The sequence below is a fragment of the Alcanivorax sp. REN37 genome, from assembly GCF_041102775.1.
Lineage (GTDB): Bacteria > Pseudomonadota > Gammaproteobacteria > Pseudomonadales > Alcanivoracaceae > Isoalcanivorax > Isoalcanivorax beigongshangi.
On record NZ_JBGCUO010000001.1, the window covers coordinates 16,661 to 38,893 of the forward strand.

The 22,233-nt window shown below is 62.7% G+C and carries 19 protein-coding genes; 9 read left to right on the forward strand and 10 right to left on the reverse strand.

Going from position 1 to position 22,233, the window contains the following annotated elements; translation table 11 throughout:
• Positions 1-28: 28 nt before the first annotated feature.
• Genes AB5I84_RS00075 through AB5I84_RS00085 form a run of 3 tightly spaced genes read right to left on the reverse strand, consistent with a single transcriptional unit; the run spans position 29 to position 3,338 of the window.
• On the reverse strand, positions 29-799 hold the full coding sequence (locus tag AB5I84_RS00075; protein WP_369453785.1) for an enoyl-CoA hydratase/isomerase family protein: 771 nt from the start codon (positions 797-799) through the stop codon (positions 29-31).
• Entirely contained in the window at positions 796-2,028 is a 1,233-nt protein-coding gene (locus AB5I84_RS00080) for a CaiB/BaiF CoA transferase family protein (RefSeq protein ID WP_369453786.1), read from the reverse strand. Before AB5I84_RS00080 ends, AB5I84_RS00075 begins: the two co-directional genes overlap by 4 nt.
• Before the next feature lie 17 nt (positions 2,029-2,045).
• Complete coding sequence (locus AB5I84_RS00085) at positions 2,046-3,338, reverse strand: hydroxymethylglutaryl-CoA reductase, degradative (RefSeq protein ID WP_369453787.1); 1,293 nt, start codon at positions 3,336-3,338, stop codon at positions 2,046-2,048.
• A 536-nt stretch (positions 3,339-3,874) separates the two neighbouring features.
• Between AB5I84_RS00085 and AB5I84_RS00090 the strand changes: the two genes are divergently transcribed.
• Positions 3,875-5,266 carry an aminotransferase-like domain-containing protein gene (locus AB5I84_RS00090; protein ID WP_369453788.1) on the forward strand — a complete coding sequence of 464 codons (1,392 nt, stop codon included), beginning with the start codon at positions 3,875-3,877 and terminating at the stop codon, positions 5,264-5,266.
• Here the strand turns inward: AB5I84_RS00090 and AB5I84_RS00095 are convergent.
• Positions 5,254-6,147, reverse strand: a complete 894-nt coding sequence (locus tag AB5I84_RS00095; RefSeq protein WP_369453789.1) for a LysR family transcriptional regulator — start codon at positions 6,145-6,147, stop codon at positions 5,254-5,256. The genes AB5I84_RS00090 and AB5I84_RS00095 overlap by 13 nt on opposite strands.
• A gap of 129 nt (positions 6,148-6,276) precedes the next feature.
• Between AB5I84_RS00095 and AB5I84_RS00100 the strand changes: the two genes are divergently transcribed.
• Both AB5I84_RS00100 and AB5I84_RS00105 read left to right on the forward strand, forming a co-directional pair.
• On the forward strand, positions 6,277-6,972 hold the full coding sequence (locus AB5I84_RS00100; protein ID WP_369453790.1) for a CoA transferase subunit A: 696 nt from the start codon (positions 6,277-6,279) through the stop codon (positions 6,970-6,972).
• A gap of 31 nt (positions 6,973-7,003) precedes the next feature.
• Entirely contained in the window at positions 7,004-7,669 is a 666-nt protein-coding gene (locus AB5I84_RS00105) for a CoA transferase subunit B (protein ID WP_369453791.1), read from the forward strand.
• Between the two features lie 12 nt (positions 7,670-7,681).
• Here AB5I84_RS00105 and AB5I84_RS00110 read toward each other — a convergent pair whose 3' ends face one another.
• Positions 7,682-8,368, reverse strand: coding sequence for a TetR/AcrR family transcriptional regulator (locus tag AB5I84_RS00110; RefSeq protein ID WP_369453792.1), 687 nt, complete (start codon positions 8,366-8,368; stop codon positions 7,682-7,684).
• Positions 8,369-8,505: 137 nt separating this feature from the next.
• Here AB5I84_RS00110 and AB5I84_RS00115 point away from each other — a divergent pair, with 137 nt between their 5' ends.
• The 4 genes from AB5I84_RS00115 (at position 8,506) to coaD (ending at position 12,758) form a co-directional block, all read left to right on the forward strand.
• The gene (locus AB5I84_RS00115; protein ID WP_369453793.1) at positions 8,506-9,948 is read left to right on the forward strand and encodes a coniferyl aldehyde dehydrogenase; all 1,443 of its coding nucleotides are present in this window, start codon (positions 8,506-8,508) and stop codon (positions 9,946-9,948) included.
• Between the two features lie 30 nt (positions 9,949-9,978).
• Positions 9,979-10,530 carry a Tat pathway signal protein gene (locus tag AB5I84_RS00120; RefSeq protein WP_369453794.1) on the forward strand — a complete coding sequence of 184 codons (552 nt, stop codon included), beginning with the start codon at positions 9,979-9,981 and terminating at the stop codon, positions 10,528-10,530.
• Positions 10,527-12,152, forward strand: a complete 1,626-nt coding sequence (locus tag AB5I84_RS00125; protein WP_369453795.1) for a GMC family oxidoreductase — start codon at positions 10,527-10,529, stop codon at positions 12,150-12,152. Before AB5I84_RS00120 ends, AB5I84_RS00125 begins: the two co-directional genes overlap by 4 nt.
• A gap of 117 nt (positions 12,153-12,269) precedes the next feature.
• A complete protein-coding gene (coaD, locus tag AB5I84_RS00130) occupies positions 12,270-12,758 on the forward strand; it encodes a pantetheine-phosphate adenylyltransferase (RefSeq protein WP_369453796.1) in 489 nt (162 codons plus the stop codon).
• Positions 12,759-12,803: 45 nt separating this feature from the next.
• Here coaD and AB5I84_RS00135 read toward each other — a convergent pair whose 3' ends face one another.
• Positions 12,804-13,973, reverse strand: coding sequence for an MFS transporter (locus tag AB5I84_RS00135; RefSeq protein WP_369453797.1), 1,170 nt, complete (start codon positions 13,971-13,973; stop codon positions 12,804-12,806).
• An 82-nt stretch (positions 13,974-14,055) separates the two neighbouring features.
• On the opposite strand from AB5I84_RS00135, the gene AB5I84_RS00140 reads away from it, so the two are divergent.
• Positions 14,056-14,847 carry an AraC family transcriptional regulator gene (locus AB5I84_RS00140; RefSeq protein ID WP_369453798.1) on the forward strand — a complete coding sequence of 264 codons (792 nt, stop codon included), beginning with the start codon at positions 14,056-14,058 and terminating at the stop codon, positions 14,845-14,847.
• Between the two features lie 1,284 nt (positions 14,848-16,131).
• Entirely contained in the window at positions 16,132-17,832 is a 1,701-nt protein-coding gene (ggt, locus tag AB5I84_RS00145) for a gamma-glutamyltransferase (protein WP_369453799.1), read from the forward strand.
• 55 nt (positions 17,833-17,887) lie between these two features.
• On the opposite strand, the gene AB5I84_RS00150 is transcribed toward ggt, so the two are convergent.
• From AB5I84_RS00150 to mutM, 4 genes are all read right to left on the reverse strand, one after another.
• Positions 17,888-20,224 (reverse strand): Ig-like domain-containing protein, encoded by a 2,337-nt coding sequence (locus tag AB5I84_RS00150; protein WP_369453800.1) that lies wholly within the window; start codon positions 20,222-20,224, stop codon positions 17,888-17,890.
• Between the two features lie 33 nt (positions 20,225-20,257).
• Entirely contained in the window at positions 20,258-20,788 is a 531-nt protein-coding gene (locus AB5I84_RS00155; protein ID WP_369453801.1) for an outer membrane beta-barrel protein, read from the reverse strand.
• Between the two features lie 27 nt (positions 20,789-20,815).
• On the reverse strand, positions 20,816-21,166 hold the full coding sequence (locus AB5I84_RS00160; RefSeq protein WP_369453802.1) for a hypothetical protein: 351 nt from the start codon (positions 21,164-21,166) through the stop codon (positions 20,816-20,818).
• A gap of 165 nt (positions 21,167-21,331) precedes the next feature.
• Positions 21,332-22,141: a bifunctional DNA-formamidopyrimidine glycosylase/DNA-(apurinic or apyrimidinic site) lyase gene (gene mutM, locus AB5I84_RS00165; RefSeq protein ID WP_369453803.1), complete on the reverse strand. Its 810-nt coding sequence runs from the start codon at positions 22,139-22,141 to the stop codon at positions 21,332-21,334.
• Positions 22,142-22,233: the final 92 nt, after the last annotated feature.

Consider the following 22,233-nt stretch of genomic DNA (forward strand, 5'->3'; position numbering starts at 1 on the left):
TATTGCTGTGTGGCGACTCGCGGCGGCGTTAGAAATCCGCCTTGCGACGTTCGGCAAAAGCGCTTAATCCGCGCTGAGCGTCGGCACTGGTGAACGCCTGTTGCCCCAAGCTGGCTTCGGCGGCAAATGCCTGCGGCCAAGGCAAATCGTAAAGTTCACGGGTGGCGCGTTTGATCAGCTGTATCGCCACCGGGCTGAGCGCCGCGATACGGTGGGCCAACGCTAACGCTTCTGGCAGTACCTGCTCCGCCGGCACGACCTGGTTCAGCACCCCCATGCGCAGCAGGCTGGCCGCATCGAACCGCTCCGCCGTCAACATCAGTTCCATGGCGTGGGCATAGGCAACCTGACGCACCAACCGCACCAAAGTGCCACCCGCTGGCACCACACCAATGCCCGGTTCCGGCAGCGCGAATTCAGCGCTTTCGGCAGCAATGCGCAGATCGGTGGCCAACATGATTTCGAAACCACCGCCAAGACATAGGCCATTGACCGCGGCAATCACCGGCTTGGTGATACCGGCACCTTTCATATGCGCGCCATCCCAAGCAGAAATATCGATCCGACCGCTGGCCAACTCTGGAATAGACTCGGTCAGGTCGGCGCCGACACAGAAAGCGCGCTCGCCGGTGCCGGTCAGCACCATCACCCGCACCTCAGGATCTGCTTGGGCGGCGGCAAACGCCGCACCCAGCGCGTCGTACATCGACAGTGTCAGTGCATTGAGTTTGTCAGGACGGTTGAAGCGAATAATCGCCACCGCGCCATCACGTTGCTGGCTGATCAGGGGCTCGCTCATACCACCCCCTGCGCACGCAGCGCGGCCACTGCGGCGGCGTCCATGCCCAGCCATTCGGTCAGCAGTGCCTCGGTGTGCTGGCCGAGATCGGGCACTGCTCCGCTGCTTTGCGTCGGCGTGGCAGACAGCTTTATCGGTGAGCCAAACACTTGAAACGGCACGCCGCCCAGCGTTGCCACGCTCATCATTTCACGCGCCAAAATGTGCGGGTCCTGCACCGCCTCAGCAATGCTCTTGATTGGCGACAACGGGAACCTGTCACCGGCAATTTGCTCCAGCTCTGCCTTGCTGCGGTGAGCAAACCAACCCTCCACAATCGGCAGCACCCGACGTTGATAGATGTCGTCATCAAAGCGCCGCTCCATGGTGGCCAGCTCGGGATCGTCCAACAGCTCAGCGGCTTCAAACGCAAGGCAGGCTTCACGCCAGAACTTGTCGGTATAGCCGCCGAAAAACACATGGCCGTCTTGGCAGGGGAAGCGTCCGTAGGGACGCACGAATGGATGATCGTTACCGAGCGGCACCGGCACCTCGCCGGTACTGGTGTAATTCACCACAGCATTTTCAGTCAGTGAAAACACCGCATCCTGCTGCGACACATCAACCATCTGGCCGTCGCCGCCGCGTTCCACTTCACGCAGCGCCGCCAGCGTGCCGATCACCGCGTACAGCGAGGCGGCCAAGTCACCAATGATGGTGCCGACGCGGGTCGGTTCACCCGGTGCACCATTCATCGACCACAAGCCGCCGCTGGCTTGCGCACTGTTGTCATAGGCCGGCAGTGAGCTGTTAGGCCCGGTCTGGCCGAAACCGCTGATAGCGGTATAGATGATGCGCGGATTGGCCTGTCGCAGAACCTCATAACCGAGCCCCAGCCGTGCCATGACACCGGGGCGGAAGTTTTCCACCACCACATCCGCTTGGCGCACCATTTGCAGAAACAGTTCGCGTGCCTCAGGCCGTTTCAAGTCCAGCGTCATGCCTTCTTTGTGGCGGTTGTACTGGGCAAAGAAACCACTCTGGCGCTGCCCATTGCCGTCCGCAAACGGCGGAAAGTCACGCACATAGTCAGGATCAGACGGGTTCTCAATCTTGATCACCCGCGCGCCCATGTCGGCCAGCATCATGGTGCAGTAAGGCCCTGCCACCACCCGTGTGACATCCAGCACCACCAACCCTTCCAGCGGTCGGCGCGTAGATGGCGACATCGTTTCGGCTGCGTTCTGCATCACCCAAACCTCCAGCGTTATTCTTGCAAGCGTTTCTGTTCCAGCAGCGCTTCGGCGCGGTCGGTACGCACGTCCTTCTCCGCCACCATGACGCCAACCACCCAGTCCACTTCATCACCCTGGGCACCGGCCAGCAGAGCGATATTGCGCGCGTGCAATGACATATGCCCGCGCTGGATACCTTCAGTGGCCAATGCCCGCAGCGCACCCAAGTTTTGCGCCAAGCCCACCGCAACCGCTACCTCCGCCAGCTCTTGGGCGCTACCGACGTTGAGGATCGCCAGCGCCAAGCGCGCGAGCGGGTGGGTCTTGGTGGCACCGCCCACCAGTCCCATTGCCAACGGCATCTCCAAGGTGCCAACCAGATCGCCATCGGCGTTCTTTTCCCAGGTCGTCAGTGAGGTGTACTGGCCGTGACGGCAGGCATAAACATGGGCGCCGGCTTCTACCGCACGCCAGTCGTTGCCGGTGGCAACCACTACCGGGTCGATGCCGTTCATGATGCCTTTGTTGTGGGTGGCGGCTCGGTAAGGATCGATCACCGCCAAGGTGTAGGCTTCGATAATGCGCTCCACTACTTCGGCACCGTCGTAGTCAGCAGAGGTCAGGTCGCCCGCACGGATGGTTACTTGCGCCCGCGCCAGACGCAGGTCGGCAAGGTTGGACAGAATCCGCAACCGCACGCGGCCGCCGGTCAGCTGCTCAACCAACGGCGCCACCGACTCCGCCATGGTGTTGACAGTGTTGGCACCCATCGCGTCACGCACATCCACCAGCAGGTGCAATACCAGCATCCCGCCCCGCACTGGATCGTTGAACCGGTGGATCTCAATGTCACGGCAACCGCCGCCCAGGCGGTTCAACACTTGGTCCTTGCGGTTAGCCAGTTCAATGATGTCATCGCGATGACGCAGCAGTGTCAGGCGGGCATTATCCGGGTCAGCCACGCCCAGCACTTGCACTTGGGCGCGCATCATCGGCGGCGTGCTAGAGGTGCGGAAGCCACCAGTAGCACGTGCCAATTTGGCCATGTAGGAGGCGGCAGCCACGACCGATGGCTCTTCCACCACCATCGGCACCAGCACGTCACGCCCATTGACGACAAAGTTGGCGGCAACGCCAAACGGAAGCTCAAAGGTACCCACCACGTTTTCGATCATGCCGTCTGCCAGAGCCAGCGGCAGCGCACCCGGCGTTTGCAACAGCGCCATCTGCTCTAGGCTCAATGCTGCACGTTCGCCCAGCTTGACCAAACGCTCGGCCGGCGGCACGGAACGGAAATTTGGAATGCGGGAATCAGTTGTGGCCACAGGCCCCTCCGTCGACATCACTGTTTTGATCTGGGCACTGCGCAACCCGGCAGTGCCAACGCGTTATCAATACGGTAAACGTCAGACGAACAGTCCTTGGGTACAGTTTGGGTCAACAGACGAACTCACGAAATGACGTCCATCTGATTGATAAGCAACGATTTTTGATGCTTTCCACGCCACCCCCTCAAACGTTGATCAGCACAGGTGGAGGGAACAGAAGCCGTCATTTGGGGTGGAAAGTAACAACCGCTATGACAACGTAACAGTTTGTGCAGCACCGCTAAGCGCCCTTTATTTAAAGTGCGCGGGTACTACTTGCTGCCACCTGCCCGGCTATCAGAACATAACGTAAAGTGGCTGCCGGCCGCCGCGCCTGATCGCTGCAATGCCATGGTGAGAGCGCAGCAGGCGGCGGCGCCACAGCAACACCCACAACAACAACGAACCGAAGTGCCGGAACCTGCTGGGTACAGTTATAGATACAGTATTCCTCGCAGCATTTGCGCTTCGGCCATCAGCGTTAGGATGCCAACGTGGCAGAGTCGAAACCGGAACAAATCGCCCAGCACATTCGCCAGCAGATCACCGCGGGCATCCTTACCCACGGCGAAAAACTGCCGTCGATCCGTAGTTACGCCAAGCTGTACGGCTATTCGAAGAATACGGTGATCACGGCGTACGACATCCTTACCGCCAGTGGCCATGTGGAGCCACAGCATGGGCGCGGCTTCTTTGTCACTGATGTCTCGCCGCGCCGCAACGGGGATGAGATCGGCTCTATCAACCGCGCCATGGACACCATTTGGCTAATGCGCCAGCAGCTGATCAAAGATCCCAAGCACCAGCACCCCGGCGACGGTTTCCCCCCCAAGGATTGGCTGATGGACATGCGGCTGGACAAGTTCCACCGCCAAGTGGTGCGCACCGGCGTCACTACCCTGTTCCGTTATGGCGAACGCTACGGTTATGCCGCGCTGCGGGAGCAGCTGGTGCGGCGGCTGGCGGGGCTCGGCGTGTACTCCATGCTAAAGCAGATCGTCACCACCCACGGCGCCAACGAAGCCCTGGACTTGGTGATCCGCCACCAAGTAATTCCCGGTGAGCCGGTACTGGTGGATGAGCCGGGCTACTATCCGCTGTTCGGCAAGTTGCGGCTGCATGGCGCCGAAGTGATCGGCATTCCCCGTGAGGCTGACGGCCCCGACATCGCTGCGCTGGAGCAGGCGCTGCGCACCCGCCGCGCGCGCTTCTTTTTCACTCAGTCAGCGGGCCACAACCCTACTGGCACTGACCTCTCGCTGGAAAAAGCGGAACGCATCCTGCAACTGGCCCGCCAACACGATGTGCTGATCATCGAGAACGACGCCCTGGCTGACTTCAAGCACAGCTCGGCGGTAAAGCTGTCGGCGCTGGATCAGCTGCGGCGCACGCTCTACATCGGCAGCTTCTCGAAGTCGATTTCGGCATCGCTACGGATCGGCTTCATTGCCTGCGATCCGCCACTGGCAGATGGCCTTGCTGATCTGAAGATGCTGCTGCATGTGAGCAACTCGGAATACAGCGAGCGCGCGGTGGAGGTGATCTTGCGCGAGGGCAACTTCTTGCGTCACACCCAGCGCTTGCAAAGCCAGGCGCGGGCCGCGACTGCCGCTGCGGTGGCGATTCTTAAGCAGCTCGGAGCCGAGCTGTTCGTGGTGCCCAATGAGAGCCTGTATCTGTGGGCACGCTTCCCGCAGATGCCGGACAGCCTGCGGTTGGCGCGTGAACTGCTGTCCTACGACATGATGCTGGCGCCCGGTGCGTTCTTCTATCTTGATGCGCGCCATAAAACCCCGTGGTGCCGCTACAACGTGGCCGAAGTGGCTCAGCCATCGTTTGCCAGCACCCTGAGGGCCTACCTTGCCGCACTCGATCAGAACAGTTGATCCAACCGCGCATCACGCAGCAGCTGACAAAACGCTTGCGCGGCCGCTGACAGTTGATCCGGCCCGCGCGTCAACAGTCCTACCGCACGGCTGACTTGGGGGTCATGCAGCGCTACGCAGCGGGCGCCCAACGCTTCCATCTGGTCGCGACACATGGCCGGCACCGCGCTGACGCCCAGACCACAGGCCACCATTCGCCCTACCGTGGTCAGCTGATGGCTTTCAATCGCTACAGGCAACGCATGCGGGTGGGCTGCCAACGCTGCATCCACCAGCGAACGCACCACCGACGGCGACTGTAAGGCAATGAAGGGGCGCTGCAACAGCTGCGGCCAGCTGACCGCGGCACTGCCCGCCAACTCATCGTCAGCCGGCACCACTGCGACAAACCGATCCTGATACAGCGGCTCAAACGATAGCGGTGACGCGTCCGGTGGTTGGAACACAATCCCCAGCTCCACTCGGTGCGCCTGCACCATCTCCATCACCTGTTCATTGATGACGTCGTGCACCCGAATCTGCACATGCGGATGGCTCTCACGGAAACGACGCAGAATTGGCGGCAGCACATTGGCAGCAAACGCCGGCATCGCGGCCAGCGTGACATCACCCTGCTGCAACGAAAAACGCCCTTTGATCATCTGCTCGGTGCGGTCCCAGTCGGCCACCAAATGGCGTGCCGCAGCTAGCAACTGTTCGCCTTCACGGGTCAACACCACCTGCCGAGTGGTGCGTAAGAACAAGGCGCCGCCCAAATTTTGCTCCAGCGTTTTGATGGTCAAACTCAGCGCCGACTGCGAGCGATGCAGGCATTCACTGGCCTGAGCAAAACTCAGCGTGTCGGCAACAGCCAGAAACGCGCGCAATTGTTGGACCGTCATGACAGCTCACATTGATATGGTTTTATGGATAGTCATCCATAAAAACAAACTTAACAAATCAATTGCCGCTGCCAACACTGCTGTGACCGGTGCCCCGCGCACCTCCATTCCAATAAAGAGAGCACCACTGTGGCGGGATTCGACAAACGAGTGGCCGACTACCAGCAGGCCTTGGCCGGGCTGGAAGACGGTATGACGGTGATTGCCGGCGGCTTCGGCCTGTGTGGCATCCCGGAAAACCTGATTGCTGAAATCCAGCGGCGCGGCACCCGCGACCTGACGCTGGTTTCCAACAACTGTGGCGTGGACGGCTTCGGCCTGGGACTGCTGCTGGAACAGCGCCAAGTCCGGCGCGTAATTGCTTCCTATGTCGGCGAAAACGCGCTGTTTGAGCGCCAAATGCTGGACGGCACGCTGGATGTACAACTCACCCCGCAGGGCACCCTGGCAGAAAAAATGCGCGCCGGTGGCGCCGGCATTCCGGCGTTCTACACCGCCACCGGTTACGGCACGCCGGTGGCCGAAGGCAAGGAGACACGGCAGTTCGACGGCCGTCACTACGTGCTCGAAACCGCTATCCACGGCGACTTCGCCATTGTCAAAGGTTGGAAGGCGGACTGGTACGGCAATGTGATCTACCGCCACACCGCACAGAACTTCAACCCGCTGGCCGCCACTGCCGGCCGCATCACAGTGGTGGAGGTGGAAGAAATCGTGCCGCCCGGCACCTTGCCGCCAGACCAGATCCACACCCCCGGCATCTATGTGGATCGACTGATCCAAGGCCAATTCGAGAAACGGATCGAGCAGCGCACGCTGTCCTGATCACTCCTCCACCACAATAGAGGCCGTCATCATGGCGTTGACTCGTGAACAAATGGCGCGCCGAGTGGCGCGTGAACTGCAAGATGGTTTTTATGTGAACCTTGGCATCGGTATCCCGACTCTGGTCGCTAACTATGTGCCGGCCGACATCGCGGTGATGTTGCAGTCAGAGAACGGCTTGCTTGGCATGGGCCCTTTCCCGCACGCGGCAGAACTGGATGCGGACATGATTAATGCCGGTAAGCAGACCGTCACGGCGTTGCCCGGCGCCTCGATTTTTTCCTCAGCGGAATCGTTTGCGATGATCCGTGGCGGCCATGTGGATTTGACCGTGCTCGGCGCTTTCGAAGTGGACGCGCACGGCAACATCGCGTCATGGATGGTGCCGGGCAAACTGATCAAGGGCATGGGCGGCTCCATGGACTTGGTGGCTGGCGCCGACAACATCATCGTCACTATGACCCACTGCGATAAAGACGGGCATTCCAAACTGCTGCCGCACTGCAGCCTGCCGCTGACCGGCGCCGGATGTATCCGCCGGGTCCTCACCGACTTGGCCTATTTGGAAATCACGGACGGCGCCTTCCATCTGCGCGAGCGCGCGCCGGGGGTGTCGGTGCAGGATATCGTGGCACGCACCGCGGGCCCATTGGTGGTGCCGGAGCAAGTGCCGGAAATGGAGTTTGCTGCCGTTTGATCTGCCCGCGCGCTACTGCCGAATCAACCCAAACAGCAGGCTCATGCTGTCTTGCCCATCCACTTGGTAGCGCGCAATCACTTCCCCTAACCGCTCCAATGACTCACCGCGCAGGTAGGGCGTTTCCAGACACAGGATCTGGTACACGCCCTGGCTGAGCAGGTCACGATCCAGCGCTTCGCTCTGTCGTGCCGGCGGCACTAGGCTGTGCACAAAGCTGGCCCAAGATGTAGCCAGCACCCAGGTGTTCATCAGCAAGCCGCGCAAGGTGGCGTCGTCGCCTTCCACCAATCCTGCCGCGCGCATGCCGCAATAGACATCGAAGCCGCGTTGCAGACTGTGGTCGACAAACGATACGTAACGGTCGCGCAAGCGGTCATCCTGGTTGAGCAAGTGGCCAAGGTCGCGGTGCAGAAAGCGTGCCGCCCACATGCTGTCGAGAATCGACTCGAAGTAGCCGGTCTTGTCGGCCCACGTCATGGTGCGGTCTTCCGGCAGGGTCAGGAAGCCAATCACCTGTGCCGCGTAGCCATCAAACAGCTCGGCGATGATCTCGCCCTTGTTGCGGAAGTGGTAATAGAGGTTGCCGGGGCTGATGCCGAGTGCGTCCGCAATGTGATTGGTGGACACGTTGCGTTCGCCATGGCGATTGAACAGGTCAAGACTGGTGCGCAGGATGCGCTGGCGTGTGGTTGTCATTGCGGGTCAATCGCTCGGTTACAGGATGCACGTTGACATCTAGAGTAATTACTCTAGAACATCACCTCAATGCTGAGCGTCGTGGTGTCCGCCCGACGGCGGCACACCATAACAACAAACCCTGCAGGAGAACGGCAATGGCGGCGGAGCTTAAAGCGATCTTGGACCAACAGGGCGCAGTGGCGGATTTGCGTCCGCATCTGGACGCGCAGCGTGCGGCCTTCCGTCGCACACCTTACCCCACCGCCGAACAGCGCATTGAGCATTTGCAGCGCCTGAAGCCGGCGCTGCTCAAATACATGGACCGCCTGATCGAGGCAGTTAAAGCTGACTTCGGTCACCGCTCGGAAGACGAAACCAAGATCGCCGAGATCCTCACCAGCCTCGAAGGACTGCGCTACTACAGCAAGCGGCTGACCAAGTGGATGAAACCGCAGCGCCGCTCTCCGGGCCTACTGGGCTTCCCCGGCTCCGCTCAGGTGGTGTACCAGCCGGTGGGCGTAGTAGGCGTGATTGTGCCGTGGAACTACCCGATCTTCCTCGCCATGGGGCCGCTGCTGGGCGCACTCGCCGCCGGCAACCGGGTGATGATCAAGATGAGCGAATACACGCCCAACACCGGCCGCGTGTTCGCCGAAATGATCGCCGACACCTTCCCTGCCGATCACGTGCTGGTGATCAACGGTGAAATGGAAGTCGGCGCCGCCTTCTCCGAGCTGCCGTTCGACCACCTGCTGTTCACCGGCTCCACCTCGGTAGGCCGCCATGTGATGCGCGCCGCCGCCGCCAACCTGACGCCGGTCACGCTGGAGCTGGGCGGCAAGAGCCCGGCGGTGATCAGCCAGGACTTCCCGATGAAGGACGCCGCCGAACGCATCGCGTTCGGCAAGTGCTTCAATGCCGGTCAGACCTGCGTGTCGCCGGACTATGTGATGTGTCCAGCTGGCCGCGAGGACGAGTTCATCAACGCCTTCCGCGACCAGGTGTCGCAGATGTACCCGACCCTGCGCGACAACCCGGATGTCACCAGCGTGGTCAACGCACGCCAATACCAACGCCTGCAAGGCTACCTGCAGGACGCCCGCGACAAGGGCGCCACCGTGGTGGAGATCAACCCGGCCAACGAAGACCTGTCCGGCACTCACAAAATGCCATTCACCTTGGTCCGCAACGTCACTCCGGACATGAAGATCGCCCAAGAGGAGATCTTCGGCCCGCTGATGATCGTGCAGGGTTACAACAGCCTTGATGACGCCATCGAGTACATCAATGACCGTCCGCGGCCGCTGGCGCTCTACTACTTCGACTGGGACAAGCGCCGCGCTGAAGACATCCTGCACCGCACCCACGCCGGCGGCGTCTGCATCAACGACACCATGAGCCATGTGGCGGTGGACGACCTGCCGTTCGGCGGCGTCGGCGATGCCGGCATGGGCCACTATCACGGCTACGAAGGCTTCCTCACCTTCAGCAAGGCCAAGGCGGTGTACACCAAGGGCAAGTTCAACGGCACGCGCATGATCCTGCCGCCGTTCGGCCGTGGCATCCACAACCTGCTGTACAAGTTCCTGTTGAAATAAGAACAACACCCTCGGGGAGACAACAACAAGATGAACCATTCCGATGCACCCGCCGGTTTGCACCGGCGGGACTTCCTGCGCCTTGGCCTGTTCGGCGGCGCGCTGCTGGCGGGCGGTGCCTCGCTGGCATCGCTGTCTGGCTGCGCCAGTCCTGACCATCCGGCCGACGGTTATCAACGTCTGCGTGACGGCGACATCCCGCTGATTTCAGCGCTGGTGCCACCACTGCTGAAGGGCGCCTTCGAGATGACGCCGACCAATATCGAGAACGCCGTGCGCGGGCTCGATCAGCTGCTAGTAAGCGCCGCCGACGGCGCCATCACCGAGCTCTACAAACTGCTCGATGCGCTGCAACTAGCGCCGATGCGCTGGTACATCAGCGGCAGCTGGAAGTCGTTTGAAAGCCAGACCGCCGAGCAACTCGACGCCACGCTGGCAACGTGGGACCAGCGCGACACCGCGCTCGCCCGCCCGGCCCTGCGCGGGCTCACCCAGCCGCTGATCTGGGCTTGGTATCTCACGCCGGAAGGCAGTCGTTCCACGGGCTACCCCGGCCCGCCACAGAAGGTGGTCAGCGCATGAAACAGAATCTTTCCACACTCCAGATCCGTGATATCCCCGATCCCTGGAAGCAAGGCGCTGCGGCCGGCTGGAAGCTGGTAGACGGCGCCACGCTGGAACAGGACACCACCATCGAAGCGGATGTGGTGATCGTCGGCACCGGCGCCGGCGGCGGCGTCAGCGCGGAAATCCTCACCCAAGCCGGCCTCAAAGTGGTGATGGTGGAAGCCGCGCGACTGAAAAGCACCGACGGCTTCAACATGGATGAGGGCGAGGCCTACCGCGACCTGTACCAAGAGGGCGCCACCCGCACCAGTAAGGACGGCAATATTTCCATCCTGCAAGGGCGCGCGGTGGGCGGCACCACCGTAGTCAACTGGACCTCCAGCTTCCGCACCCCGGACCAGACGCTGGCCTATTGGCAGCAGCAGTTCGGTGTCGATGGCCTCAGCGGCGAGCAGATGCAGCCCTGGTTCCAACGCATGGAGCAGCGGCTCAACATTAAAAGCTGGGAAATGCCCCCCAACGCTAACAACGCCGTAATCCGCACCGGCGCCGAGAAGCTTGGCTGGCATTGGGACACCATCCCGCGCAACGTCGACGGCTGCTGGAATATCGGCTACTGCGGCACCGGCTGTCCCACCAACGCCAAGCAGTCGATGCTGGTAACGACGCTGCCAGAGGCCATGAAAGGCGGGGCCACGCTGGTACACAGCGTGGAAGCGGCCACTCTGGCCCACGACGGTACCCGCGTCACCGCGGTGCACGGCCGGGCACTGGGCGCCGATCGCCGCCCTACCGGCCGCAGTGTCACCTTCAAAGCGCCCACCATCATCGTCGCCGGCGGCGGCATCAACACCCCGGCGCTGCTGCTGCGCTCCAAGGTGCCAGACCCGCATCAGCGAGTGGGCAAGCGCACCATGCTGCACCCGGTGTCGATCGTGTTCGCCCAGTACGAGCAAGAAGTGGCCGGCTACTACGGCGCGCCGCAATCACTCTATTCCGATGAGTTCGTCTGGCGTGACGGGGTCGACGGTAAGGTCGGCTACAAGATCGAGGCACTGCCGGTCCACCCGGGCGTGACCTCGGTGCTGCTCGACAACTTCGGCCAGCGCTCCAGCGAAGAAATGCGCCAAATCCCGCACACGGCGGTACTGCTGTCACTGCTGCGCGACGGCTTCCACGACGACAGCGTCGGCGGCGCGGTGGAGCTGCGCAACGACGGCACCCCGGTGGTCGATTACCCGATGACCGACTACCTCTGGGAAGGCATGCGCCACAGTTTGCTCAGCCAAGCGGAAATGCATTTTGCCGCCGGCGCCAAGCAGGTGCGCGCGCGCCACACTGAAGCGCGCTACCACAGCCGCTGGCAGGAGGCGAAAGCCGCCATCGAGGGCTATCGCTACCAGGATGCCCTGATGCCGGTGGGCTGCGCCCACGTCATGGGCGGCTGCGCCATGGGCACCGATGAACGTCTGTGCGTCACCGACCACGACGGCCGCTACCGCCATCTGGACAATCTTTACATCTTCGATGCGTCGGTATTTCCCACCAGCGTCGGCGTCAACCCGCAGCTGAGCATCTACGGCGTCACCGCCCGCAATGCCAGCCTGCTGGCCGAGCGGCTGACCCGCTCCAGCTGACCCGCCCCACCCTGCCCTCCCTTTGCCGGGAGGGCAGTCCGATGGCGCCAACGGTTCAGACCGGCGGGCCATTACGGTATTCTCCCGCGCACTTGTCAGGCGAATGAGTAGAACACCATGACCAACCGTGTTGTGTACCCGGGGACGTTTGACCCCATCACCAACGGTCACAAGGATTTGATTGAGCGCGCTGCCGCCATGTTCGATGAAGTGATCGTGGCCGTGGCGAGCAGTGAAAAGAAGGGCCCGCTGTTCCCGATCGAACAACGGGTGGCGCTGGCGGAGGCCTGTGTATCGCACCTGCCGAACGTCAAAGTGGTGGGCTTTTCCTCGCTGTTGGCATTTTTCTGCCAAGAGCAGGAAGCCAACATCCTGCTGCGCGGACTGCGCGCGGTTTCGGACTTCGAATATGAGTTTCAGCTGGCCAACATGAACCGCAAGTTGGCGCCGGATCTGGAAACCGTGTTCCTGACCCCGGCCGAGCACCTGTCGTTCATCTCCAGCAGCTTGGTGCGCGAAATCGCCCTGCTGGGTGGTGACGTGTCCAAGTTCGTACCGCCGGTGGTGGTCGAAGCGTTGGAAGCGGTGCGCGCAGCGCGCAGCTGAACAACCAGGGCAGGGCCGCAGCGGCCCTGCCCTTTACCACCGCACTCAGCCCGGCGGCGGCGCCACCTTGAGGCCGGCCACCAGCGCCACCACCCCCATCAGCAGCACCAGCACCCCGAACGCCAATACCAGGCCAGTCCAAGCCGCCACATAGCCCACCAACGCCGGGCCGACGAACACACCCAAGTAGCCGAGCGCACTAGTGGCGGCCATCGCGTGGCTGGTCGGCATCACTTTCTGGCGGCCAGCCAAGGTGAACAGAATCGGCACAATGTTGGCCGCACCCACCCCGGCGATGGCAAAACCAGCAATCACCAGCGCCAAGCTGTGGCCCCAGGCGGCCATGCCCATGCCCGCCGCCGTCACCAGCGCGCCGATCACCAGCGCCCGGCGGATGCCGAGTCGGGCGACAAAGCGGTCGCCCACCAACCGGGCCAACGTCATGGCCAGCGCGAACGCGGCGTAACCGGCACCGGCACTGCTGAGTGCCATACCCTTGATCTCGGTAAGCAACACCGCTCCCCAATCCAGCACTGCGCCTTCCACCAGGAAGGTCGCCATCGCCAGCAAACCGAGCAGGATCACGATACCTTGCGGCCGCACGAAGAACGCGGCCGACGGCGCCGCCACATGGCCAAGAAAGCGCGGCAACGCCAGCACTAGGCACACCAGCACCACGCCCACCGCCACCAACGCACTTTCCAGCACACCGAAGCCGGACGCCAGCACCAGCGTCATGCCGCTGACACCGACCAAGCCACCGAAGCTGTAAAGCCCATGGAAGCCGGACATCATCGGTCGCCCCACGCGCTGCTGGACTTCGGTGCCGTGCACGTTGGCGGCCACATCGATGGCGCCCAGCGACAGCCCGAACAGGCACAGCGCGGCGCCGAGCGTCCACATGTGGGCCGTCAGCGCCAGCAGCGGCAATGCCAGCATCAGGCCGATACCGCCCGCGAGGATCACCGCCCGGCTGCCCAAGCGGCTGACCATGGAGCCGGCCAGCGGCATGCCGACGATGCTACCCAGACCAAGGCAGAGCAGCACCGTACCCAGCTCTGCGTGGCCGGCATCAAGACGCACCTTGGCGTACGGCACCAACGGTGCCCAGCAAGCAAGGCCGAAGCCGGCAATGAAGAACGCCAGCCGGGTGGCCAGCGACGCCCGCGGCAACGCGTAGGCGGACACAGCATCAATCGAAGCAGGGTGGTTCATGCCTGACATCTCCGGCAACAGCAGGGGGAGCGGCAGTATAGGGAGTGGCGGAAACGATCAAATATCGTTATAAATCCAACTTATGTCGCTAAACTGTCAAACCCCCTTCAGCCCCGATTCAGCCTCTTCGCTGATCGTCGGCCTCAGCGAACACTGGCCGCAGCCGGACCATGTGGAGATGCACGTGCATGTGCGTCACCAATTGATGTACTCCACCCGTGGCGTCATGCACGTGGTCACCCCCGCCGGCCGCTGGATTCTGCCACCCACCCGTGCGATCTGGATTTGCGGCGGCACCGCCCATGGTTTCGAAGCCCGCCGACCGGTGGATGTGATCACGCTCTACGTCGATCCCGCCGCCGAACAGGCGCCAGATTGGCAGGGCTGCATGGTGGTCAATGTGTCGCCACTGGTGCGTGAGCTGATCATCGCCAGCGGCGCGCTGCCGGAGGATTACCCGCTCCAGTCCAAGCCCGGGCGCTTGGCCCAAGTGCTGCTGGAGCAGTTGGAAGCTCTGCCGCAAGCGCCGCTGTCGCTGCCGGACCCACTCGACACCCGCGCCCGCACCATCAGCGAACGCCTTAAGGCCAACCCGGCGGAAAATACCCCGCTGGCGGCGCTTGCCGCCGACGCCGGCGCCAGCATCAAGACCATTGAGCGACTGTTCCTCAACGAAACCGGCATGACCTTCGGCGCCTGGCGCCTGCGGCTGCGCATGACCAGCGGGCTGGAACTGCTCGGACTCGGGGAAAGCGTTGGCAACGTCGCCCATGCCGTTGGCTACGGCTCCCCCTCCAGTTTCATCGCCGCATTCCGCACCACCTTCGGTACCACCCCGGCGCGCTACTTCGCGCTGGCCCCCGACGCCGTCTGATCACCCAAGCCCTTGTGACTAAAGGGCAGGGTCAGCTGTTTTATTCCATCAGAGATCGGGTCGGCGGGTCGGCGGGTCGGCGGGTCGGCGGGTCGGCGGGTCGGCGGGTCGGCGGGTCGGCGGGTCGGCGGGTCGGCGGGTCGATGTTGGAGGCAACCCTGGCGAGCGCAACCTTTTGAGCGCGCCGACTCAACGTTTCGGTGCTGTTCTGCTCAATTTCTGCCTTCCTGCTCTGATGCTCTGATGCTCTGATGCTCTGATGCTCTGATGCTCTGATGCTCTGATGCTCTGATGCTCTGATGCTCTGATGCTCTGATGCTCTGATGCTCTGATGCTCTGATGCTCTGATGCTCTGATGCTCTGATGCTCTGATGCTCTGATGCTCTGATGCTCTGATGCTCTGATGCTCTGATGCTCTGATGCTCTGATGCTCTGATGCTCTGATGCTCTGATGCTCTGATGCTCTGATGCTCTGATGCTCTGATGCTCTGATGCTCTGATGCTCTGATGCTCTGATGCTCTGATGCTCTGATGCTCTGATGCTCTGATGCTCTGATGCTCTGATGCTCTGATGCTCTGATGCTCTGATGCTCTGATGCTCTGATGCTCTGATGCTCTGATGCTCTGATGCTCTGATGCTCTGATGCTCTGATGCTCTGATGCTCTGATGCTCTGATGCTCTGATGCTCTGATGCTCTGATGCTCTGATGCTCTGATGCTCTGATGCTCTGATGCTCTGATGCTCTGATGCTCTGATGCTCTGATGCTCTGATGCTCTGATGCTCTGATGCTCTGATGCTCTGATGCTCTGATGCTCTGATGCTCTGATGCTCTGATGCTCTGATGCTCTGATGCTCTGATGCTCTGATGCTCTGATGCTCTGATGCTCTGATGCTCTGATGCTCTGATGCTCTGATGCTCTGATGCTCTGATGCTCTGATGCTCTGATGCTCTGATGCTCTGATGCTCTGATGCTCTGATGCTCTGATGCTCTGATGCTCTGATGCTCTGATGCTCTGATGCTCTGATGCTCTGATGCTCTGATGCTCTGATGCTCTGATGCTCTGATGCTCTGATGCTCAGATGCTCAGATGCTCAGATGCTCAGATGCTCAGATGCTCAGATGCTCAGATGCTCAGATGCTCAGATGCTCAGATGCTCAGATGCTCAGCAAAAGTCTGATCCGGCAATGTTGCGCCGCAACCGATTGCGGGCGTTTTTGTTTCCCGGTGAACCTCGCTGTTACAGTAACCGCCCACTGTCCCATCGCTGCTGGAGAACCCCATGGCTTTGCGCGCCTTCCTGATCCTGCTGTGCCTGCTGAGTGTGGCAGCCCGTGCTGCGGTGCCGCCGAGCCCGGCGGTGGCCAGTGCCCACCCGCTGGCTACCGATGCCGGCATGGCGATACTCGCGGCCGGGGGCAACGCCTTCGACGCTGCCATCGCGGTGGCGGCGGTGTTGGCGGTGGTGGAGCCAGCGGGTTCCGGCATGGGCGGCGGCGGTTTCTGGCTGCTGCACCGCGCCGCCGATGGTTACCAGACCATGATCGATGCGCGCGAAACCGCGCCAGCAGCGGCTACCGCCACCCTGTATCAGGACGCGGACGGCAACGTGGTGCGCGACCGCGCCATCAATGGTCCGCTGGCCGCCGCTATTCCGGGGCAGGCCGCCGCCTTTGACCATCTCGCCCGGGAATACGGCGCGCTGCCTCTCCGCCGCAGCCTTGCCCCGGCCATCGACATTGCTCGCAAGGGTTTCCCGGTAAGTGAGCGCTACCGCACGCTGGTTGGCATGCGCGCCGAGGTGTTGCGCCGCGACGCCACCAGCGCCGCACTGTTCCTGCGCAACGGCGAGATCCCAGCGGCCGGCACGTTGATCCGCCAACCAGAGCTGGCGGCCACGCTGGAGCGCTTGGCCCGCGACGGCCGCGACGGCTTCTACCGCGGCCCTGTGGCCACGCAACTGGTGAACGGCGTGCGTGCGGCCGGCGGCATCTGGACCCTGGACGACCTGGCCAACTACCGCGTCATCGAACGCGAGCCAGTCGTAGTCGAGCTCGGCGATGCACGGCTGGTCACCAGCCCGCCGCCGTCATCCGGGGGGCTGGCACTGGCGCAGACATTGCTGATGCTGAAGCAGTTCAACAATGGTGATATCGACAGCGCCCTGCGCCCGCACTTGACCGTGGAAGCCATGCGCCGCGCTTACCGTGACCGCGCCGAATTTCTCGGCGACCCCGATTACGTGAACATTCCCATGGCCGAGCTACTAAGCCCCCGGCATATTGCCCAGCAGGCCAGTTCCATCGCCCTCGATCGCCCCACTCCGAGCCTGTCGCTGGGAACGCCGCTGGAGCAACCTAAAGGCACCCACACCACCCATTTTTCGGTGCTCGACGGTGACGGCAACCGAGTAGCCGCCACGCTCAGCATCAACCTGCCGTTCGGGGCCGCCTTCACTCCTGCCGGCACCGGGGTGCTGCTGAATAACGAGATGGATGATTTTTCCGCCAAACCCGGTAGCCCCAACGCCTATGGCCTGATCGGCACGGAGGCCAATGCCATTGCCGGCGGCAAGCGGCCGCTGTCATCCATGACGCCCACCTTCGTCGAATGGCCGGATCGTGTGGCGCTGCTCGGCACTCCTGGCGGCAGCCGCATCATTTCTATGGTGATTCTGGCGGTGCAGGAAGCTCGCGCCGGCAAACCGGTGGAGCAGTGGGTCGCTCGCCAGCGCTATCACCACCAATACCTGCCCGACCAAGTGGAAGTGGAGCCGGCTTTCCTCGGCTCCCTAGAGGCGCGCCAACTGCAGAGCCGCGGCCATGAGCTGGTCTCCACCGGCCGCGCCTACGGCGACATGCATGTGATCCTGTGGGACCGTGAGCACGGCACCACTGCCGCCGCCGACCCGCGTGGTGAAGGCAAAGCCGCCGTCGATGCGCCTCTGCCGATGGAGCATCCGGCAGCGGCCTATGCCCCATAAAAAAAGCCCCCCTTCCACTCCGGGAAGGGGGGCCCAAACGTCGAGCCGGTAGTGCTCAAGGCGAGACGACGTTGACCACGCCCTGCGTCACTCGGCCGGCACTGGCAATGCGGGCCACCAGCACCCCGCTATCGCCGCGACCGGTGGCGGTCAGGGTGAAGTCACACACATGCGGTTCCGTAGTACGGGGCACAATGCAGACGGCCGGCGACGCGACATGGGTTGCCGGCAGTTCCAGCTCCACCTTGCTGCCCGCCACCGGCGCATTGCCATTCAAATCCGCCACCAGCACGCGGATGCGACCGCTGTAGTCCGCCCCAATCTGCGTCAGCGGCCGGAATCCGGTCAGCACCGCATCCCCCCACCCGCGCGGTGCGCCGCCGGAGCGGCTGTGCCAGCGCAGTTCATCAAGGGTTTCGTCAGCCGGCAGCACATGCAGCTGGCTGGCATCGGTGGACAACACCAGCGTCTGGCGTTGCTGCACGGGCGTCAGCTCAGCGCAGTGGCCGGCCTGCTCAGCAGCGGCGGAGCACGCTACGCCCCGGAACATTCGCTCACCGGATGCGGAGCCAGCGGCTGCGTCCGCCAGCGGGAAGAAGGCCTCACCAAGATCGTAAAGACCATTGTTGTCGGCATCGCGGAAACTGTCTTCGCCCACCGTCCAAGCGTGCACGCTGCTGCGTCCGTAACGCTGATGACGGCCGCTGGTATCCGCGCTGTTGCCGCCCGCCAGCACCGCACTGCTACCATCACTGATCCACTCGACAGCGCATAGCCCACCTTGGGTCACGCATTGTTCGGCGATGTCGCCCAAGTCAGTGCTGAAGTTCACCAAAGTGCCATCCGGCACCGGATGCTGGTTGCGGTCTGCCACCCGCACCGACACACCGACCGGCACCCCAGCATGGTCGCCGGCGGCAGGGTTGAGGGTATCCAGGCGCAGATGGAAGCCGGCCTGGCTGGCCACGCCGGTGCCAATGCGGACCTGCCCCACGCCGACCACGTCGGTGTCGGCCACCTGCGCAGCAACAACACCCACGCCAGGCATGCTGCCGCTGCTCAGGGTGACTCGCGCGTCGCCCTGCTGGTCTGTAATCACCCGCGCAGCGCTGACCAGGGCAGTGCCTGCTGCGGAAATCTCCGGCAACGAAAACTGCACCGGCACACCCGTCACCGCCATACCGTCAGCATCCAACGCCCGGAAAACCAGCGTAGACGCGTCACGGGTTTGGGCTGCGCCGCGCACACCGATATGACGCGGCTGAGCACCAACGAACGTCAGCGCAGTCACTTCGTTCTGGCGGATCGCCATCAGGTCACTGCTGGCCGACAACCGCTGACGGCCCACTTGGGTGGTGACAGTGATCGCATCTTCCAGACAGCCCGCCGCCGGCCGGTACTCGGCCACAGCAACGCCGGCAGCGGCGTTAACGCGCGCTGACAAGGTCGCAGCGCCGGCACGCTGGCAAAGGGAATTGAACCGCAGGGTGGCATTACCGCTCCAGGGTGTCCCGGTCGCGCTATCCAGTAGGCGTGTGGTGACGGTTACCGGGCGGCCAATCTGCAACGCCGAATCGTCCAACTCCGGCGTTGTCAGCACCAGCGCGGCGGCAGACGCTGCGTCGTAGCCCATTGGGCTGGAGGCTGGTGCCATCCGCAGGGACGTGGTGCCCGCCGACAGTGGCGCTAAGAAGTGGGCTTCGGCGACTTGCTTCTGATGGCTTTCATTGCCGTACACGAAGGTGGCGACGACGCTGCCGGCGCTGCGCAGCGCCATTTCCACCACTGCACGGCCGTCATCGTCGGTCACGCTGCTGGCATCGCTGGGCAGGAAGTCCGCAGCGTCCGACTGGAACATGACCACTTCACTCACCACCGGCTGCCCGGCGCGGCTTAGCGTCGCCACCGCAGTCGCTTCGGCCGCCGCCGGCGGCTCGGTCGCACTGATAAGATTGCCCTGCGCGTCGAGCAGCTCCAGGGTCAGCGACATGCCGGCGCCGGAATCCGGATCATCGGGGTTGGTGGAAATGTCTTCTTCGGCGATGCGATCGCCGCACACCACTCGGACCGGCTCACCAACCCGCTTCACCGCCACCTGCGGCGCGAAATTGGCGGCAAACAGGCATGGCTTGGAACCCGCAGCGACGGTCAGACTCAGCGAGACCCGCTTACCGTCCTGCACCTGGCTTGCAAAAGCACGCCGCCCGTCCGTTGTGAACACCAGCTGTTCAGCCGGGCTGTGCTGGTAGACGGTGACTTCATCACCGGGTTCCAAGCCCGCCACATCGACCTTGAAGCTACCCAGCTGGATACCCCCATCAGCGGAGTTGCTACCGCTGCCACAGGCCACCAACAGTGTGGCCAGCGCCACCACTCCAGCGATGCGCTTCATATTCCCTTCCCCCAACCCGGTTTGATGCGGGCGTCAGAACCGCCAGAACACCCCGGCGGATGTACCATCCAGCCTCAGGTTGCCCTTGTGATAGAGATGCATGTATTCGAGGCTGACACCGAGCCTCGCCCCGAGGCTGACATCGATGCCGGCGCCGTAGGAAAAGTCGTTCACCGAATCACGGTAGGTGTGACCATTAGTGCGGTATTGCTCCCGCACATAGGTGTAGCCCACTGAAAGATAAGGACGAACCGGGCCCACTGAATAGCCGGCGCGCAGGAAGTAGGACGCGATCAGGTCGTGCTGGAAACGATCTTTGCCACGCTCTTCAGCATCCAGCGTGCGCCCAAGCCGCAACTCGCCTTCGAAGTACTCGCCCAGCCCGCCCACCACAGCCAACGACACCTCTCCGGTCTCGAAGCGGTCCTTGCCGAAGAAGCGGTCGTATTGCTCGAAGTTGCCGTAACGGACAGCCACGTAGCCTTCCGGCTCTGCCGCAACAGCCGCCGAGGAGCACAGCAACGAAACGCCGGCCACCGCAGCCGCCAGACATATTTTTTTCATGGATTGATCCCCGATCCGGACGAGTAGTTATTGTTCCGAGGCCAACGAACGCTTGGCGGCCTGGCGCTGCTGGTGCTGCTCCGGGGTGCAACCGAGGCAGCGCAGGAAGGTGGCACGGGCAGGCGCCCGCACTAGGGTGTCACCGGCTTCGGCGACGTTGCCGCCCAAAGCGCTGAATGGCAGCGAGACTGCAAATGCCGCGACGCCCAGCGCCGTAACCGCCAGCAGCACCGGCCGGGCAATAAGAATATCGCCTGCCACTGCAAACTCCCCGGGCCGATCATCGACATACAGGCTGCTGGCCTGTGCCACCGGCATGCTGCCCAGCAGACACGCCGCCACCAGACCCGCCGCAACGGAGCGTTTGAAACGTGACATGGCTTCCCCTCTCGACTTGAAGTGCGCGTACTTTGGGCACCGCTCCACCCCCCGATGGGTGTGCTAAGCGCGCTTATTTTAGGCAATTGGGGGTAAATCTACACCGTGAGTATGACCCCGGCAACCTCCCTTTCTCATACGTTCTACTGATTCACACTTTGATACTCAACGCTGACAGCGGCCGCAGTAAACGGTGCTGCGTTGGCCATGGCGGGTGACCGTCAACGGCGCGCCGCACTGCACGCAGGGCTCACCGCCGCGACCGTAGACATTCAGTTCCTGCTGGAAGTAACCGGGCTTGCCATCGGCGCGGCTGAAGTCACGCAACGTAGTGCCGCCAGCGGCGATAGCGTCGGCCAATACCTTACGGATGGCAGCTACCAACACCGCCAACCGCGCTGCACTGATGCGCCCGGCCGGCCGCGACGGATGAATGCCGGCCAGGAACAGGCTTTCTTGTGCGTAGATATTGCCGACGCCGACCACCACATGATTATCCATAATCAGCGTTTTGATCGCTTGCTTGCGACCTCGAGCCTTGGCGGCCAAGTAATCAGCGTCGAACGCGGCATCAAGTGGCTCGGGACCAAGTACGTCCAGCAGCGGATGGCGGTCCGGCGTCGGGTTCCACAGCAACGCACCGAAACGGCGCGGATCGGTATAGCGCAGCAGCCCGCCCTGCATCAGCTCCAGATCCAGATGGTCGTGCTTGCCGGGCGTGGCCGGCTCCGCCACATGGCGCACCGAGCCGGACATGCCGAGGTGCATCAGCAGTTGTCCGTCCGGCACATCTAACAGCAGGTATTTGGCGCGCCGGCGCACCGCCAGCACCGGCACGTCGGCCAACGTCAGCAGCTCCGGTGACACCGGCCAGCGCAAGCGCGGCTCACGTACCACGATGCGGCGCAGCCGCTGGCCTTCAAGGAACGGGCGGATACCCTGGCGGGTGGTTTCTACTTCGGGCAACTCCGGCATCACGGCCTCCTGCATCAGAGCCGGCATGATAACGCCTTCCATTGCCAGCAGCGCCACGTACCATGAAGCGCCCACTCTTGTTCAGCAGGAAG

Coding starts and splice junctions, on each gene's coding strand:
- AB5I84_RS00075 (WP_369453785.1), bottom strand. CDS start 799: ATGAGCGAGCCCCTGATCAGCCAGCAACGTGATGGCGCGGTGGCGATT.
- AB5I84_RS00080 (WP_369453786.1), bottom strand. CDS start 2,028: ATGCAGAACGCAGCCGAAACGATGTCGCCATCTACGCGCCGACCGCTG.
- AB5I84_RS00095 (WP_369453789.1), bottom strand. CDS start 6,147: ATGACGGTCCAACAATTGCGCGCGTTTCTGGCTGTTGCCGACACGCTG.
- AB5I84_RS00105 (WP_369453791.1), top strand. CDS start 7,004: ATGGCGTTGACTCGTGAACAAATGGCGCGCCGAGTGGCGCGTGAACTG.
- AB5I84_RS00110 (WP_369453792.1), bottom strand. CDS start 8,368: ATGACAACCACACGCCAGCGCATCCTGCGCACCAGTCTTGACCTGTTC.
- AB5I84_RS00115 (WP_369453793.1), top strand. CDS start 8,506: ATGGCGGCGGAGCTTAAAGCGATCTTGGACCAACAGGGCGCAGTGGCG.
- AB5I84_RS00120 (WP_369453794.1), top strand. CDS start 9,979: ATGAACCATTCCGATGCACCCGCCGGTTTGCACCGGCGGGACTTCCTG.
- AB5I84_RS00125 (WP_369453795.1), top strand. CDS start 10,527: ATGAAACAGAATCTTTCCACACTCCAGATCCGTGATATCCCCGATCCC.
- coaD (WP_369453796.1), top strand. CDS start 12,270: ATGACCAACCGTGTTGTGTACCCGGGGACGTTTGACCCCATCACCAAC.
- AB5I84_RS00135 (WP_369453797.1), bottom strand. CDS start 13,973: ATGAACCACCCTGCTTCGATTGATGCTGTGTCCGCCTACGCGTTGCCG.
- AB5I84_RS00140 (WP_369453798.1), top strand. CDS start 14,056: ATGTCGCTAAACTGTCAAACCCCCTTCAGCCCCGATTCAGCCTCTTCG.
- ggt (WP_369453799.1), top strand. CDS start 16,132: ATGGCTTTGCGCGCCTTCCTGATCCTGCTGTGCCTGCTGAGTGTGGCA.
- AB5I84_RS00150 (WP_369453800.1), bottom strand. CDS start 20,224: ATGAAGCGCATCGCTGGAGTGGTGGCGCTGGCCACACTGTTGGTGGCC.
- AB5I84_RS00155 (WP_369453801.1), bottom strand. CDS start 20,788: ATGAAAAAAATATGTCTGGCGGCTGCGGTGGCCGGCGTTTCGTTGCTG.
- AB5I84_RS00160 (WP_369453802.1), bottom strand. CDS start 21,166: ATGTCACGTTTCAAACGCTCCGTTGCGGCGGGTCTGGTGGCGGCGTGT.
- mutM (WP_369453803.1), bottom strand. CDS start 22,141: ATGCCGGAGTTGCCCGAAGTAGAAACCACCCGCCAGGGTATCCGCCCG.